This is a genomic window from Streptosporangium canum (assembly GCF_900113865.1).
Classification (GTDB): Bacteria; Actinomycetota; Actinomycetes; order Streptosporangiales; family Streptosporangiaceae; genus Streptosporangium; species Streptosporangium canum.
The window spans coordinates 196491-209952 of sequence record NZ_FOQY01000010.1; the positions used below are offsets into that span (position 1 = coordinate 196491).

General features: G+C 70.9%; 11 protein-coding genes. 6 read left to right on the forward strand and 5 right to left on the reverse strand.

The features are described from left to right. Positions 1 to 79 precede the first annotated feature (79 nt). From BM085_RS17445 to hutI, 5 genes are all read right to left on the reverse strand, one after another. The gene (locus BM085_RS17445) at positions 80 to 544 is read right to left on the reverse strand and encodes a hypothetical protein (protein WP_093888014.1); all 465 of its coding nucleotides are present in this window, start codon (positions 542 to 544) and stop codon (positions 80 to 82) included. A 348-nt stretch (positions 545 to 892) separates the two neighbouring features. Then, positions 893 to 3304: a ComEC/Rec2 family competence protein gene (locus BM085_RS17450; RefSeq protein ID WP_093888015.1), complete on the reverse strand. Its 2412-nt coding sequence runs from the start codon at positions 3302 to 3304 to the stop codon at positions 893 to 895. 25 nt (positions 3305 to 3329) lie between these two features. Then, on the reverse strand, positions 3330 to 4301 hold the full coding sequence (locus tag BM085_RS17455) for a ComEA family DNA-binding protein (RefSeq protein ID WP_143120973.1): 972 nt from the start codon (positions 4299 to 4301) through the stop codon (positions 3330 to 3332). A gap of 127 nt (positions 4302 to 4428) precedes the next feature. After that, a complete protein-coding gene (locus BM085_RS17460) occupies positions 4429 to 5277 on the reverse strand; it encodes a DegV family protein (RefSeq protein ID WP_093888017.1) in 849 nt (282 codons plus the stop codon). Positions 5278 to 5397: 120 nt separating this feature from the next. After that, positions 5398 to 6606, reverse strand: a complete 1209-nt coding sequence (gene hutI / locus BM085_RS17465; RefSeq protein ID WP_093888018.1) for an imidazolonepropionase — start codon at positions 6604 to 6606, stop codon at positions 5398 to 5400. An 886-nt stretch (positions 6607 to 7492) separates the two neighbouring features. On the opposite strand from hutI, the gene BM085_RS17470 reads away from it, so the two are divergent. From BM085_RS17470 to BM085_RS17495, 6 genes are read left to right on the forward strand one after another with little or no spacing between them, the layout of a single operon-like run. Continuing rightward, the gene (locus tag BM085_RS17470) at positions 7493 to 8356 is read left to right on the forward strand and encodes an STAS domain-containing protein (RefSeq protein WP_399507574.1); all 864 of its coding nucleotides are present in this window, start codon (positions 7493 to 7495) and stop codon (positions 8354 to 8356) included. Continuing rightward, positions 8356 to 8736 (forward strand): STAS domain-containing protein, encoded by a 381-nt coding sequence (locus BM085_RS17475; RefSeq protein WP_218158739.1) that lies wholly within the window; start codon positions 8356 to 8358, stop codon positions 8734 to 8736. Before BM085_RS17470 ends, BM085_RS17475 begins: the two co-directional genes overlap by 1 nt. Further along, positions 8733 to 9134, forward strand: coding sequence for an anti-sigma regulatory factor (locus BM085_RS17480; RefSeq protein WP_093888021.1), 402 nt, complete (start codon positions 8733 to 8735; stop codon positions 9132 to 9134). The genes BM085_RS17475 and BM085_RS17480 overlap by 4 nt, the downstream gene beginning before the upstream one ends. Next, positions 9122 to 10135, forward strand: a complete 1014-nt coding sequence (locus tag BM085_RS17485; RefSeq protein ID WP_093888022.1) for an ATP-binding protein — start codon at positions 9122 to 9124, stop codon at positions 10133 to 10135. The genes BM085_RS17480 and BM085_RS17485 overlap by 13 nt, the downstream gene beginning before the upstream one ends. Next, positions 10132 to 11820, forward strand: a complete 1689-nt coding sequence (locus BM085_RS17490; protein ID WP_093888086.1) for an ATP-binding response regulator — start codon at positions 10132 to 10134, stop codon at positions 11818 to 11820. Before BM085_RS17485 ends, BM085_RS17490 begins: the two co-directional genes overlap by 4 nt. Further along, positions 11813 to 13408, forward strand: a complete 1596-nt coding sequence (locus tag BM085_RS17495) for a fused response regulator/phosphatase (RefSeq protein WP_093888023.1) — start codon at positions 11813 to 11815, stop codon at positions 13406 to 13408. Before BM085_RS17490 ends, BM085_RS17495 begins: the two co-directional genes overlap by 8 nt. Positions 13409 to 13462: the final 54 nt, after the last annotated feature.

Consider the following 13462-nt stretch of genomic DNA (forward strand, 5'->3'; position numbering starts at 1 on the left):
ACGTTCCCGGGGAGGTCGACTACGGGGAAACCCGGGGAAGCACGCACGGGGAGGCCGTGACGGCGAGGGGACGTAGGGGTCAGGCGTCCTGCGGGGTCTCCCAGGCTTCGGCCCATCCTCCCTGCACCATGGTCTGGAAGACCCATCGGCCGCCGGCCCTCACCAGCAGGTCCGCGTAGCGCATGCCGTACGACTCTCCGTTCGCGGTCACCGTCGCGTCGGTGACCACGACGACCAGGTTCCTGGTCAGGAAGTGCGGCGTACGGGTCGACTCCATCGCGATGTCACCCGGCTCGCCGCCTCCCATCACCTCGGCCATCGTGCGGGTGAACCGCTCGCGGGTCCACTGGGCCGCCAACCCTTCACCGTCGGCACTGTCGGTCACCACGTTGAGGGGGAACATCGCCATGTCCGCCATGCGTTCGACATCGACCTTCGCGCTGTGGGCGTCGTACTCGGCGAACCACGCCTCGACGCTCTGCAGATCCTCGGCCGCCGGAGTGAAGGCGCCACCGCCGAACGGGGATCCCTGGGTTTCCGTCACTGCTCGCTCCTTTTCGTCGACACGCTCTACCCGGTACGCCGGTCGCCGGTCTCCCATCCCGCGCGGAGGCGGACCAGAGCCCTCTGCATCTCGGCCGACGTGAACCGTACGCCATACCGTACGCCGTACGGAAAACTTGTCAAACGCCCGTCCCATCTCCGAGTGGATGGAGAACCGGATGTCCAGCGCCCACGGAGCCGGGAAGATAGCTGTTACGCACCTCAAACGGTCCCGATACGGGCATCCGCCCTGTGGTCACTTCATCGAATCTCCTTGAGTGTGAAGACCTCGGGCTTCAACCGTGGGGAGGGAGTCAACGGGACTCAGCTCCGCCGGCGTCATCCGCCGTCAGGGCCCCGAACGACCCCCCGTCCGGCCGGAACGACCTCGGGGGATGACGGCCAGGCCCCCCTCACGGGCCACCACGGCGAGGGCTCCCGACAGGTCCGTCCGGTAGACCCGCACGCCGAGCCTGTTCAGCCGGGCCAGGGTCGACGGGGCGGGATGGCCGTAGTCGTTGTCCGCTCCGACGCTGATCAAAGCAGCGCGGGCGCCGGTAGCGGCGAAGAAGCCGGGGTCGTGTCCAGCTGATCCGTGATGAGGGACCTTGAGGATGTCAGCCGGCGGGAAACCTCGCCGGAGCAGCTCCGCCTGGGCCTCGGTCTCGATGTCTCCGCTGAGCAACGCCGTCCCTGCCGTCCAGCGCACGTGCACCACGACGCTGGCGTTGTTGACGACCGCTCCCTCTCCCCGCCCCTCCGGAGACGCCTCGGCCTGCGGAGCGATGATCGTGAGCTCGGAGGGGCCGAACCGCCAGCTCGCACCTGGCCGCGCCACCCACTCGACGACCCGGCGACGGGCGAGGTCGCCGCTCAGCCTGACGTTCTCCCGCTCCGCGACGCTGTGCGGGGTCACCACCACCGCTCCCACGCCGCGCCCCCGGAAGATCCCCTCCAGTCCGCCGACATGGTCGAAGTGCGGATGGGTGAGGATGACCAGCGGCACCTCCCGGATCCCCATGGACCGCAGACACCGGTCCATCAGCACCGGGTCAGGCCCCGCGTCCACCACCACCGCCTTTCCCTGCCCGGCGGCGACCAGCAACGCGTCTCCCTGGCCGACGTCACAGGCGACCAGCAGCCAGTCATCGGGCGGCCAGCGGGCCACGATCGGCTCCGCCATGGTGACGGCGACGATCGCTCCGGCCGTCACGGCCAGCGCGATCCGCCGTGACCACCGGCGGCGCAGTACCAGGATGGCGACCGGGGCCGCGACGGCCAGCGCGATCAGCCCGGCGACGCCACCCGGCCACGGGATCACCCCCAGAGGCGTCCCGGCGGCGTGCTCCGCCACCTCGATGATCCATCCGGCGGCGAGACCCGCCGGGCGGACCAGCAGCTGGGCGAGCCCCATATGCAGGGGGGCGACCAGCGCAGCGATGGATCCGAGCAGGGTGGCGGGTGCGACCGCAGGCCCCGCCAGCAGGTTGGCGGGGATCGCCACCGGTGCGAGCTGCCCGGCCATCAGGACCAGCACCGGGGTGACGGCGACCTGGGCCGCCGCGGGCACGGCGGTCGCTTCGGCGGCCCAGCGGGGCATCCGTGTCGCGAGCCGGTCCCGCCAGCGGGGAGCGAGGAGCAGGATGCCGCCCGTGGCGCAGACCGACAGGGCGAAGCCGTAGGACCGGGCGAGAGCGGGGTCGAAAAGGATCAGCCCCAGAACGGTCGCCGACAGAGCGGCGACACCGTCACGCGAACGGCCCGTACCGAGCGCCACGGCGGCGACGGTGCCCATCAGAAGGGCACGGAGCACACTGGGCGACGGGCGGGCGACGAGCGCGAAGGCGAGCATGGCGGACACCGCCAGCACCGCCCGGGCTGCGAGCGGCAGCCCCGCGGTCCGGCCCAACGCGACCGCCGCCCCTGCCACGATCGCCAGGTTGGCTCCGGAGACCGCGGTGAGATGGCTGAGCCCGGCCTCCTTGAAGTCGGCTCTGACCTGTCCGTCCATGCGGGAGACGTCGCCGACGACGAGCCCCGGCAACAGGCCTCGCTGGAGCGGTGGCAGCACGCCGGCGGCCTCCCGCAGCCCCGACCGGAGCGTCCCGGCCATACGCTGCGCCCATGAGGGCCCGCCCATGATTCGCGGCGGCCCCCGTACCAGCACCACCGCCGCGAGCAGCTCGCCGGAGTCGGCCGGGCCGAACCGGCCCTGGACGGCGATCCGCTGGCTCGGCAGCAAAGACCGCCACTCCCCTCCCGAAGCGAGCATCACCACCGGAGCCTGCAACGTCACCCTGCCCGCCCCTGTCCCGATCGCCTCGATCCGCGCGGGCACCACGAAACTCTCCCTCCGGAACGGCCCTCCGCGCTGCGTCGGCTCCCGGGGATCGTCCGTCACCACCGCCTCCATCACCGACGAGGCGCGTTTCTCCACCAGCTCGGCCACCGGCCCCGTACTGACCGCATGCACCCGGAAGGCCACCGTCCCGGCCACGGCCGCCGCGCACCCCAGCACCGCGATCAACACGTTGCGCCAGCCGGCGATCCCGCCGACGGGGACCAGCACGGCCGCGGAGAGCGCGCCCGCGGCTGCGACCGCAGCCACCAGGGCACCCACCGAGGGCGGGCAGCCCAGCAGGATGAGCGCTGTCGCCCAGGCGACGAGGGCGGGCGGAACCAGATGGAGCGTGTGTGCACGCAGGCCTCGCTCGGTCACGCCGTCGTCGCGGAGCGAGGAGGAGGCGCCGAACCGGCTCATCGCTCCGCCTCCGGGAGGTGCGGAGTCAAACGTGGACCTTCTCTCTGATCTCGGCGTACTTTCGATCGCCGATGCCACTGACCTCGCGGAGCTGCTCGACTGTGCGGAAGCCGCCATGGCCGTCGCGGTATTCGACGATGCGCCGGGCGAGCACCTCACCGACGCCGGGCAGCTGTTCAAGCTGTTCGGGGGTCGCGGTGTTGAGGTCGAGGACGACCGGGGCAGGATCAGCCATGGGAGGAGCCGCAGCGGCGGGACCGGCTGCGCCCACGATGATCTGTTCGCCGTCGACGAGCTTGCGGGCGAGGTTGAGGGGGCCGGTGGCGGCCCCCTTGCGGACGCCCCCGGCTGCTTGGACCGCGTCGGTGATCCGGGAGCCGGCAGGCAGAGTGATCACTCCGGGCCGGCGGACCTTGCCGGTGACGTGCACGGTGACCTCGATGAGGGTGCCGGACCGCGAGGAACCGGACTGCGCGGAACCGGATTGCAGGGAACCGGACTGCGGGGAAAGGATGGAGGCCGGCGTCAGAAGGGAGGGGCCCGAGACGGGCGGGGGCGGGGGCAGAGGTTCGGGCTCCGGTTGGGATCGCCAGGCATAGACGCCGCCGATCACGACCGCGATCAGGGCGATGAGGAGGAGCAGGCGCAGTCCTGGACGCCCCGGGGCGAGCATGGGGGCCTGGGCGGCGACAGCCGTACGGAGGGCCTCGAAGGAGGGCGGAACCGGCGTGGAGCGCATCCGGGCGGCGGGACCGTCGAAGCGCGCTGAACCATCCGGATTGACCGGACCATCCAGGCGAGTGGAACCGTCCAGACGGGCGAAGCCATCCGGGCGGGCCGAACTACCGGGGTGGGCGGGAAGGGCTTGGTGGGCCGGGCGTAGTGGGAGTGGGGGCGGCAGGGGCGGCGGCGCGGGATCGGGGGTGTCGAAGGCCGTCAGCACCCGCAGCCGTGACTCGGCCCGGAACCGCTCGGTGGCCTGATCTGTGGTCCGCACGACCAGGACGCTACGGCGACGTCACCGGGCCGTCCTTGGCCGAACGCGGCTCTGTGGACAATCTCTCCGAGCCTGCGGCGGACCTGTGGACAAGGCGCGCCGGAGGGAGGCGGGGAAGGTCAGCGCGTCAGGAGGCGGGTGAGACGGTCAGGCCGAGCATGCCGGGGCCCGCGTGGGCGCCGATGACCGCGCCGACCTCGACCACGGTGACCTTGACGAGCCCGGGGATGCGCTGGGGCAGGCGTGCGGCCAGGGACTCGGCACGGGACGAGGCGGCGAGATGCTGGACGGCGACGTTCACCGGACCGGTCCCGGCGGCCTGAACGGCGAGGTCTTCGAGGCGGGCGATGGCCCGGGCGGCGGTGCGGACCTTCTCCAGGGGGACGATCACGCCGTCGGTGATGTGCAACAGCGGTTTGATCATCAAAGCGGATCCGAGCAGGGTCGCCGCCGCGCCGATACGGCCTCCCCTGCGCAGGTACTCCAGAGTGTCGACGTAGAAGAAGCTACGGGTGGAGTCCATGCACCGGCGGGCGGCGTCCGCCGTTTCGGTCATGGTCGCGCCCCGGGCCGCGGCTTCGGCCGCGGCGAGGACGGGGAACCCCAGGCCCATGGCGATCGACCTGCTGTCGACGACCTCGACCGGGATCAGCGCGTCCTCGGCTCCCGCACGGGCCGCCTCGACCGTGCCTGACATCTCCCCCGACAGGTGGATGGAGACGACGGCGACCGCGCCCCGGGCCGCCGCCTCGTCGTAGACGTCGGCGAAGCGCTGCGGGGCGGGCCGCGAGGTCGTCACCGGGGCCCATTCCCTGAGTGCGTCGTTCATCGTCGCGCCGTCGATCTGCGCCACGTCGTCGAGCGGCCGGCCACCCACCACGACCTGGAGAGGCACTGTGGCGATCCCCAGACGAGAGGTCTCCTCCCGCGGCAGATACGCGGTGGAGTCCGTGACAACAGCGACCGATGGCGACATATGCAGAGATTACCCAGAAGCGATCGCCCAACCGGGACTGGCGTGATCATCGGGTCGCTCTCCGTGCCATGTCCACGCCGGACGGCCGCGCGTCCCTGACGGGCGACCGGGCGGCGGCCCCTACTGGACGGGGTTGCCGCCGCGCCAGACCCGGCGGGGCTTGAGACCGAAGGCCCAGGCGAAGGCGCCTTCGTGGTCGGCGTCCCACTGGACGATGTCGGCCAGCCGGCCGGGAGCGAGGACGCCCCGGTCGGGAACGCCGAGGACGGTGGCTCCGCCGAGGGTCGCGGCACGGAGCGCGTCGCCGACGCTCATGCCGAAGGCGGCCACGGCGAGGCTGATGACCAGGGACATCGAGGTGATTCCGCAGTGACCGGGGTTGTGGTCGCTGCCGAGCGCCACCGTGACGCCCTGGGCGAGCATGCGGCGGACCGGCGGCAGGCTGCCACGCTGGAGGGCGGTTCCCGGGCAGACCACGGCGGGGACGCCGTAGCGGGCCAGGATCGAGATGTCCTCGTCGGAGGTGTGGTGGAGCAGGTCGGCGGAGGCGCAGCCGAGCTCGGCCGCGAGCTGCACGGCGCCGCGACGGCTGTAGGCGCCGGCGTGCACGCGGGGCAGCAGGCCGACGTTGCGGCCGGAGGCGAGGACCCAGCGGGCCTCCTCGGTGGTGAAGTGCCCCTCGTCGCAGTAGACGTCGACGCTGTCGGCTCCCGCCGCGGCCGCGTCGGCGCACCATGCGCCCACGGCTTCGACGTAGTCGCGCTGACGGCCGAAGTATTCCGGCGGGACGACGTGCGCGGCCATGAAGGTGACGTGCACGCGCGGCATCATCGGCTCTTTTTCGAGCTCGCGCAGGAGTCGCACGTCGGCCAGCTCGCCGTCGCGGGTGAGGTGGTAACCGGTCTTGGCCTCCACGGTGGTGGTGCCGCTGAGCAGCCAGTCGCGCAGACGCTCGCGGACACCGTTGCACAGGGTCCACGGGTCGGTTCCCCGGGTCACCGTGACGGTGGAGCCGATGCCACCGCCGGCGGCGGTGATCGCGGACGGCGTGGAGCCGCTGGAGCGCATCGCCATCTCGGCGTAGCGGTTGCCCGCGTAGACCGGGTGGGTGTGGGCGTCGATCAGACCAGGCGTGACCAGCGCGCCGCCCAGGTTCTCGACGTGATCGACATCGACGATGTCGTCCACCACGCCGGGAACGCTCTGCGGCAGGTCGGCCGCACGGCCGACCCAGGCGATCCGGTCGTTGTGGACCAGGATCGCGGCGTTGCTGCACACGTCATTGCCGGTCCAGAGCCGGCCGATGTTGGTCAGAAGGCGGACCGTCATCGCATCACCGCCTTGTACGCAGGGGAGGACATCGGGAGGGAGACCGCTTCCGGGCGCGAAGGGCGGACCCAGCCGTTGCCGGGCTCCGTGCCCACCGGGTCCGCTGTGAGTCCGGACGACATTGGGGGGTCTCCTGCTCTCATCCGCATATCGTGGTGCGGCGACAGTATCGCCGGGATCATGATCAGGCGATTTCAGTTCAGTTACGTTATTTCACAAGTGAGCTCGCTGTACAGGCTAATTGGGAAGAACGCCGCTTCGCCGTAACCACATCCGACGTACCGGTTCCACGGCCATATCCGGCCTCAAGTGTGTTTTCGCAGCTCGGACCACTTATTTCACGCCTGCAACAGCAGTCTCCGAGACAACTTGCACCCTAAAATCTCGGTAGATTTGCCTTATGGTAGCAATCCAAACCTCGGCCGACCACTGTCACTTTTGGGGCCTTTGTACGGGTTTCGCGCTTCACCAGTCCAGCCCACGAAGCCCCTCTCCGGCAAGCTCGCTCATTGAAATACGGCTCCCGATCCACCTAGCCTGACAAGAGGCCGTAGGGGGTCGCGGCGCCCCGGCCCTCCCCGCCGGCCCGCAGGGGCCGGGCGCCGCCGCGGCGCCGTACACGACCCGCGATCAGTGGCGAACGTCTCCCCGGCGACGAAGGGGGACGGCGGGCGCGGCCGTGCTGTTCCGGCCCCTCCCGCGGGCGGCCCCAGCACCGGGAAGACCCTCGGCGTGGGCGGCGGCGCCGGTCGGCCGAGCCCCGATCCGGGGCCGCCGGACCTGTGAGCGAAACCACCCCGCAGCCCACCCGAAATAGGCCCTAAGCAGGACGTTCAGTGTAATCTTTCGTGCGAGCTATCTACAGGCCGCACGCATGGGAGTTACCTTGTCCGTCCACGCGGACGCCGGTCGGCGTCGCATCGAAGAACTGCTTCAGGAGAACGAGGAACCCGTCTTCAAGCGCTGGCTGGAGATCGCCGGTTCCTCCTCCAACGGCCATGTGGACCGCGGCAGCCTGGTCGGCCAGCTCCGCGAGCTCTACCAGGCCCTGCGCCAGTCGTTCGGCGAGTCCTCCGACTCCAGCGACCTGCGCGGACTGCTCGCCGAGCTCTCCCGGTCCCGGGCCCGCCAGGGCTTCACGCCCACCGAGACCGCCATAGTGGTGTTCGGGCTCAAGGAGGCGCTCTACGAGATCGTCGAGAACGACGGCTCTCCCGAGGCCCTGCGAGGTTTCGTCTGGTTCTCCCGGGTCATTGACGAGCTTGGGCTCTTCACGATGGAGAGCTACGCCGCGGCCAGGGAGAGGATCATCATCGACCAAGCCGAACAGCTCCTGGAGCTCTCCACCCCGGTGGTCAAGCTCTGGGAGGGCATCGTCGCGGTGCCGCTCGTCGGCACGCTCGACTCGGCCAGGACCCAGGTGGTGATGGAGAAACTGCTGCAGACGCTGGTGGACACCGGCTCCGAGCACGCGGTCATCGACATCACCGGCGTGCCCGCGGTCGACACCCAGGTCGCCCAGCACCTGCTCAAGACCGTAGTGGCGGCGCGGCTGATGGGCGCGGAGTGCGTGATCTCCGGCATCCGCCCGCAGATCGCCCACACCATCGTCACCCTCGGCATCGAGTTCGGCGACATCGTGACGAAGGCCTCACTGGCCGACGCGCTCGCGCACGCGCTGCGGCAGAGCGGCATCGAGTTCGTCAAGCACAGGGGGACCCGCATCGCCGTACGGACCGTGGAGGAATGATGGACCGCGTGCCCGTCCTCAAACTCGGGGACATCCTCATCGTCTCCATCCAGATCGACCTCCAGGACCAGAGCGTGCTCGCGCTCCAGGAGGACCTGGCGGACCGGGTGGTCGCGACCGGCGCCCGAGGGGTGATCATCGACATCACCGCCGTGGAGATCGTCGACTCGTTCATCGGACGCATGCTGGCCACCATCGCCGCGATCTCCCGGATGCTCGACGCCGAGACGGTCGTCGTCGGGATGCGGCCCGCGGTGGCGATCACCCTTGTGGAGCTGGGCCTCTCCCTCGGCGGCGTGCGCACCGCCCTCAACCTGGAGAAGGGCGTCGCGCTGCTGAACCACCTCGATGGCGCGCAGATCGTCACGGCCGCCCAGTGACGACCTTCGACGAGCTGCCCATCAAGAGCAACAGCGACGTCGTCCTGGTGCGCCAGCATGTCAGGACCGCCGCCGTGGACGTTGGGCTCTCCCTCGTCGACCAGACGAAGGTGGTGACCGCGGCCAGCGAGCTGGCCCGCAACGCCCTCGTCTACGCGGGAGGAGGGCAGGTGCGGATCGAGATCGTGAACAACGGCATACGGAAGGGCCTGCGGCTGGCCTTCAGCGACACCGGGCCCGGCATCCCCGACATCCCGCAGGCGCTCACCGACGGGTGGACCACCGGCGGCGGTCTCGGACTCGGGCTCAGCGGCTCCCGCCGCCTGGTCGACGAGTTCGACCTGCAGTCGGCTCCCGGTGAGGGCACGCTGATCACGGTGACGAAATGGGCAAGGTGATCCGTTCCCAGAACGACACCTGGACGAGGGCCGAGGACGCGAGCGCGATCGGCGCCCTCCGCCGTAGCGCCGTCATGCTCGCCGAGGACCGGGGGTTCGACGAGGAGGACGCCGGCCGGGTGGCCGTCGCGGTGAGCGAGGCCGCCTCGAACCTGGTCAAACACGCCGTCGAAGGGGTCATGCTGATCCGTCCCCATCCCGAACTGGACTCGGCGATAGAGGTCATCGCGATCGACCGGGGGCCCGGCATGCGCGACGTCTCCCGCGCCCTGCGCGACGGCTACTCCACGGCGGGCACCCTCGGCATCGGCCTGGGCGGCATCGCGCGGATGACGAGCGGTTACGAGGTTCATTCCATGCCCGGCCGGGGCACTGTGCTCGGCATGTACTTCACCGCCCGTGACGCCCCGCGCCCCGCGTCGCGCGTGAGCGGCCTGACCCGGCCGATCGGCGAGGAGATCGTCTGCGGCGACGCGTTCGTGGTCGCCGAGCACGACGCCACGACGACCGTGATGCTCTGTGACGGGCTCGGCCACGGCAGCCTGGCCGCCCACGCCTCCCAGGAGGCCGTGCGGCTGTTCCTCCAGCACACCGACCTCCCCCCGGTCACCGTCCTGGAACGGATCCACCTCGGGCTCGGCTCGACCAGGGGCGGCGCGGTCGCCGTGGCCCGGGTCGACCGGGCGGCGGGCACGGTGAGCTTCGCCGGACTCGGCAACGTCTCGGCGTGGATCGCGCACCAGGAGGGCCGCCAGGGAATGATCTCGGTGCCGGGCATCGCCGGCCACAAGGCGCGCACGCTGCGCCAGTACGAATACGCGGTGCCCCAGCACAGCATGATCGTGCTCCATTCCGACGGGCTCTCCGAGCGCTGGGACATCACCTCCTACCCCGGGCTCGTCGCACGTCCCCCCTCCGTCGTCGCCGCCACGCTGCTGCGCGACGCGGGGACCCGCAGGGACGACGCCTGCGTGGTCGCGATGAGGCCGTGGACGTCATGACGGGCGAGATGACCGGCGACGAGCTGATCCGGATCCGGGTCCTGAACGACCAGGACGTGTTCGCCATGCGCAAGCTGGGCCGCGAGGCGGCGGAGGCCGTCGGTCTGGACGCCCAGGACCAGATCCGGGTGGCCACGGCGCTGAGCGAGATCGGGCGGGAGGTTCTGAGCGAGGGCGCCGGCGCGTCCGCCGCCTTCCTGCTCGGACACGACAGCCTGATCGTCACGCTCGACCTGTCGGCGACGGCCGACCTCCGTCCGACGGACGGCGTGACGCTGGCGGGGCGTCTCGTCGACGTGATCGAGCTGGATCCCGTCACGGGACGGATAACCATGCTCAAACGGCTCCCGGCGGGCCGCCCCAGGCCCTCGGCGGAGGAGATCCGCGCCAGGCTGACCAAGCTGACCCCCGCCACCGCCCTCGACGAGCTGCGCCAGCAGAACCGCGAGCTCGCCGCCACCCTGGAGGAGGTCCTGCAGCTCAACACCGAGCTGCAGGAGACCAACCAGGGCGTGCTCGCCCTGTACAACCAGCTTTCGGAGGAGCTGGAGGAGACCAACCGCGGAGTCGTGGCACTGTACGCGGAGCTGGACGGGAAGTCCGCGCAGCTACGGGAGGCGAGCGACGCCAAGAACCGGTTCTGGGCCACGGTCAGCCATGAGCTGCGCACCCCGCTCAACTCGATCATCGGCCTGGTCCGCCTCCTGGTGGGGCCCGGCGGGGATCCGCTGGCGGAGGAGCAGCTCCACCAGATCCAGCTCATCGGCTCCTCGGCGGAGACCCTGCTGTCACTGGTGAGCGAGCTGCTCGACATGGCCAAGGCCGAGGCAGGGCGGCTCGCCCCGCAGCCGGCCGTGGTGGACCTGGTGGCGCTGGCCGAGCGGATGCGCATGACGCTCCGTCCCACCGGCGGCACCGACGTCACGCTCTCGGTGAAGGTCTCCGAGCAGGCGGCCGAACTGTTCGTGGACGAGGTGATGCTCACCCGGATCCTGCGCAACCTGCTGTCCAACGGACTGAAGTTCACCGAGGAGGGCGAGGTCCGCCTGGATGTCGACCTCGACGCCGGCACCCACGAGGTGGTCTTCACGGTGACCGACACCGGGATCGGCGTCCCGGAGGAGCACCTGGAGCGCGTCTTCGAGGAGTTCTTCCAGGTGCCGGGGCCCATCCAGGTCCGGACGAAGGGCACCGGGCTCGGCCTGCCGTACGCCCGGCGCCTGGCCCAGGCGATGGGCGGCTCGCTCCAGCTGTCCAGCGCCTCCGGTGCGGGCACCACGGCCGTCCTGCGGCTGCCCCACCGGTACGACGGGGCCCCGGTGATCGGCCGGGTGCTCATCGCCGACGACGACGAGGAGTTCCGCCACACGATCCGGCAGATGCTCACCGGCTTCGCCGCCCACATCGACGAGGCTCCCGACGGGCTGGTCGCGCTGGAGGCGATGACGGCGAACCCGCCGGATGTCGCGCTGGTGGACCTGCTGATGCCCCGGCTCGACGGCGCGGCGCTGATCCAGCGGATGGCCGACGACCAGCGGCTACGTGAAGTGCCGGTGCTCGTGGTGACCGTCGCCACCTCCAGCCACTACCCGCGGGAGGCCAGTACGGTGATCTCCAAACACGGGCTGCGCAGGGAGACCCTGCTGGAGGCGGTACGGAACGTGCTGGAGCACCACGATGAATGAGGGATCGGCCACCGTACTGGTCGTGGACGACACGCCGACCAAGCTCTACATCCTGTCCAGCTGGCTGCGGCGCTCGGGACACGAGGTCGTGCAGGCCACCGGCGGCCTGGAGGCGCTCGCCAAGGTCAGGGAGCTCCGGCCGGACCTGGTCGTCCTCGACGTACGGCTGCCCGACATGAGCGGCTACGAGGTCTGCGAGCGGATCAAGGCGGATGCGGCGACCTCCTCGATACCGGTCATCCAGATCTCCGGGGCGGCGATCACCCCCGCCGACCGGGCCCAGGGGCTCGAACGCGGCGCCGACGCCTACCTGGCGGAGCCGGTCGAGCCCGACGAGTTCGCCGCGACGGTCGAGGCCACGCTGCGCTACTACCGGGCGCGGCAGCGGGCCGAGCGGATGGCCGAGCGGCTGGCGGCCCTCACCCAGGTCAGCCTGGCGATGAACTCCTGCGACACCTTCGAGGGACTCCTCGCCACGGCCGTCGAAGGCGCCTCCCGGATCCTCGGCAGGCGCGCGGGCGTGCTCGCCCTGCCGCCGGACGGCCGGACCCGCAGGTTCGCCGCCCTCCCCCCGGAGGGCATCGCCGTCTCCAAGTCCGCGGCGCCGGACACCCTGCTCAGGCTGAGCGCGATGTCCCTGGGCAACACGGCCGGAACGGAGGTCTTCACGGTCCCGGGCAGCGACTGGGCGGAGCTGATGCCGGACGCGGAGACCCTCGGCGACGCCTCAGCGGTGATCTGCCGCACCAAGATCGGCAGGCCGCCCGTCTACCTCGGGGTGGACGCGGTCCCGCCCCTCGACGCGGACGAGTTCAACGTCCTGCGCCAGCTCGGCCAGGCCCTGGCCCTCTCGGTGGACGCCCTGCGCGCCTACGCCGAGGAGCACGCGATCGCCCTCACCCTGCAGCGCAGCCTTCTTCCCGCGCGGATCCCGGAGACGCCCGGGCTGTCGATCAGCTGGCGATACCAGCCGGCCGTCGACAACATCGAGGTCGGCGGTGACTTCTACGAGGTCCTGCGGCTGGGCGATCAGGTGCTCATCGCCATCGGCGACGTCCAGGGGCACTCTCTGCTCGCCGCGACGGTCATGGCCGAGCTCCGTCACGCGCTGCGCGCCTCCCTCATCGGCACGGTGGACCTGGGCGTGTCCATGGCCCTGCTCAACAACGTGCTGCGGCGCTACCACCCCGGCATGACCGCCACCGTGTGCCTGACACTCATCTCCCCGGCGACAGGGGAGATGGAGGTGGCCAACGCGGGCCACATCCCGCCTCTGATCATCGGCGACGGTACGGTCCACTACCACGACCTGGGCAACCTGCTGCTGGGCGTGGCCGAGGAGACCTACCGGGTCGACCGGCTGACCCTGCCGGAGAGAGGGACGGTGCTGCTGTTCACCGACGGGCTCATCGAGGACCGCGACAAGCTGCTCGACGAGAGCCTGGAGATCGTCCGGCAGCTGGCGGAGGTCGTGGAAGGCGATCTGGAGCTCTTCTGCGACCGGCTCATCAAGCAGTTCGGCGCCCGGGAGGACGACGTGGCGCTCGTGGCGTTCCGCCGCGAGGCGCCCGGGACGGGCTCTTCCTGATTCCGCGCCGCACGTCCCCGCGCGGGACCTGATCCGCGTGCCCTGTCCGAGGCC

Excerpts from the sequence above, each read along its gene's own strand:
- BM085_RS17450 (WP_093888015.1), bottom strand. The coding sequence starts at position 3,304 with ATGAGCCGGTTCGGCGCCTCCTCCTCGCTCCGCGACGACGGCGTGACC.
- BM085_RS17460 (WP_093888017.1), bottom strand. The coding sequence starts at position 5,277 with ATGTCGCCATCGGTCGCTGTTGTCACGGACTCCACCGCGTATCTGCCG.
- hutI (WP_093888018.1), bottom strand. The coding sequence starts at position 6,606 with ATGACGGTCCGCCTTCTGACCAACATCGGCCGGCTCTGGACCGGCAAT.
- BM085_RS17475 (WP_218158739.1), top strand. The coding sequence starts at position 8,356 with ATGGACCGCGTGCCCGTCCTCAAACTCGGGGACATCCTCATCGTCTCC.
- BM085_RS17485 (WP_093888022.1), top strand. The coding sequence starts at position 9,122 with ATGGGCAAGGTGATCCGTTCCCAGAACGACACCTGGACGAGGGCCGAG.
- BM085_RS17490 (WP_093888086.1), top strand. The coding sequence starts at position 10,132 with ATGACGGGCGAGATGACCGGCGACGAGCTGATCCGGATCCGGGTCCTG.
- BM085_RS17495 (WP_093888023.1), top strand. The coding sequence starts at position 11,813 with ATGAATGAGGGATCGGCCACCGTACTGGTCGTGGACGACACGCCGACC.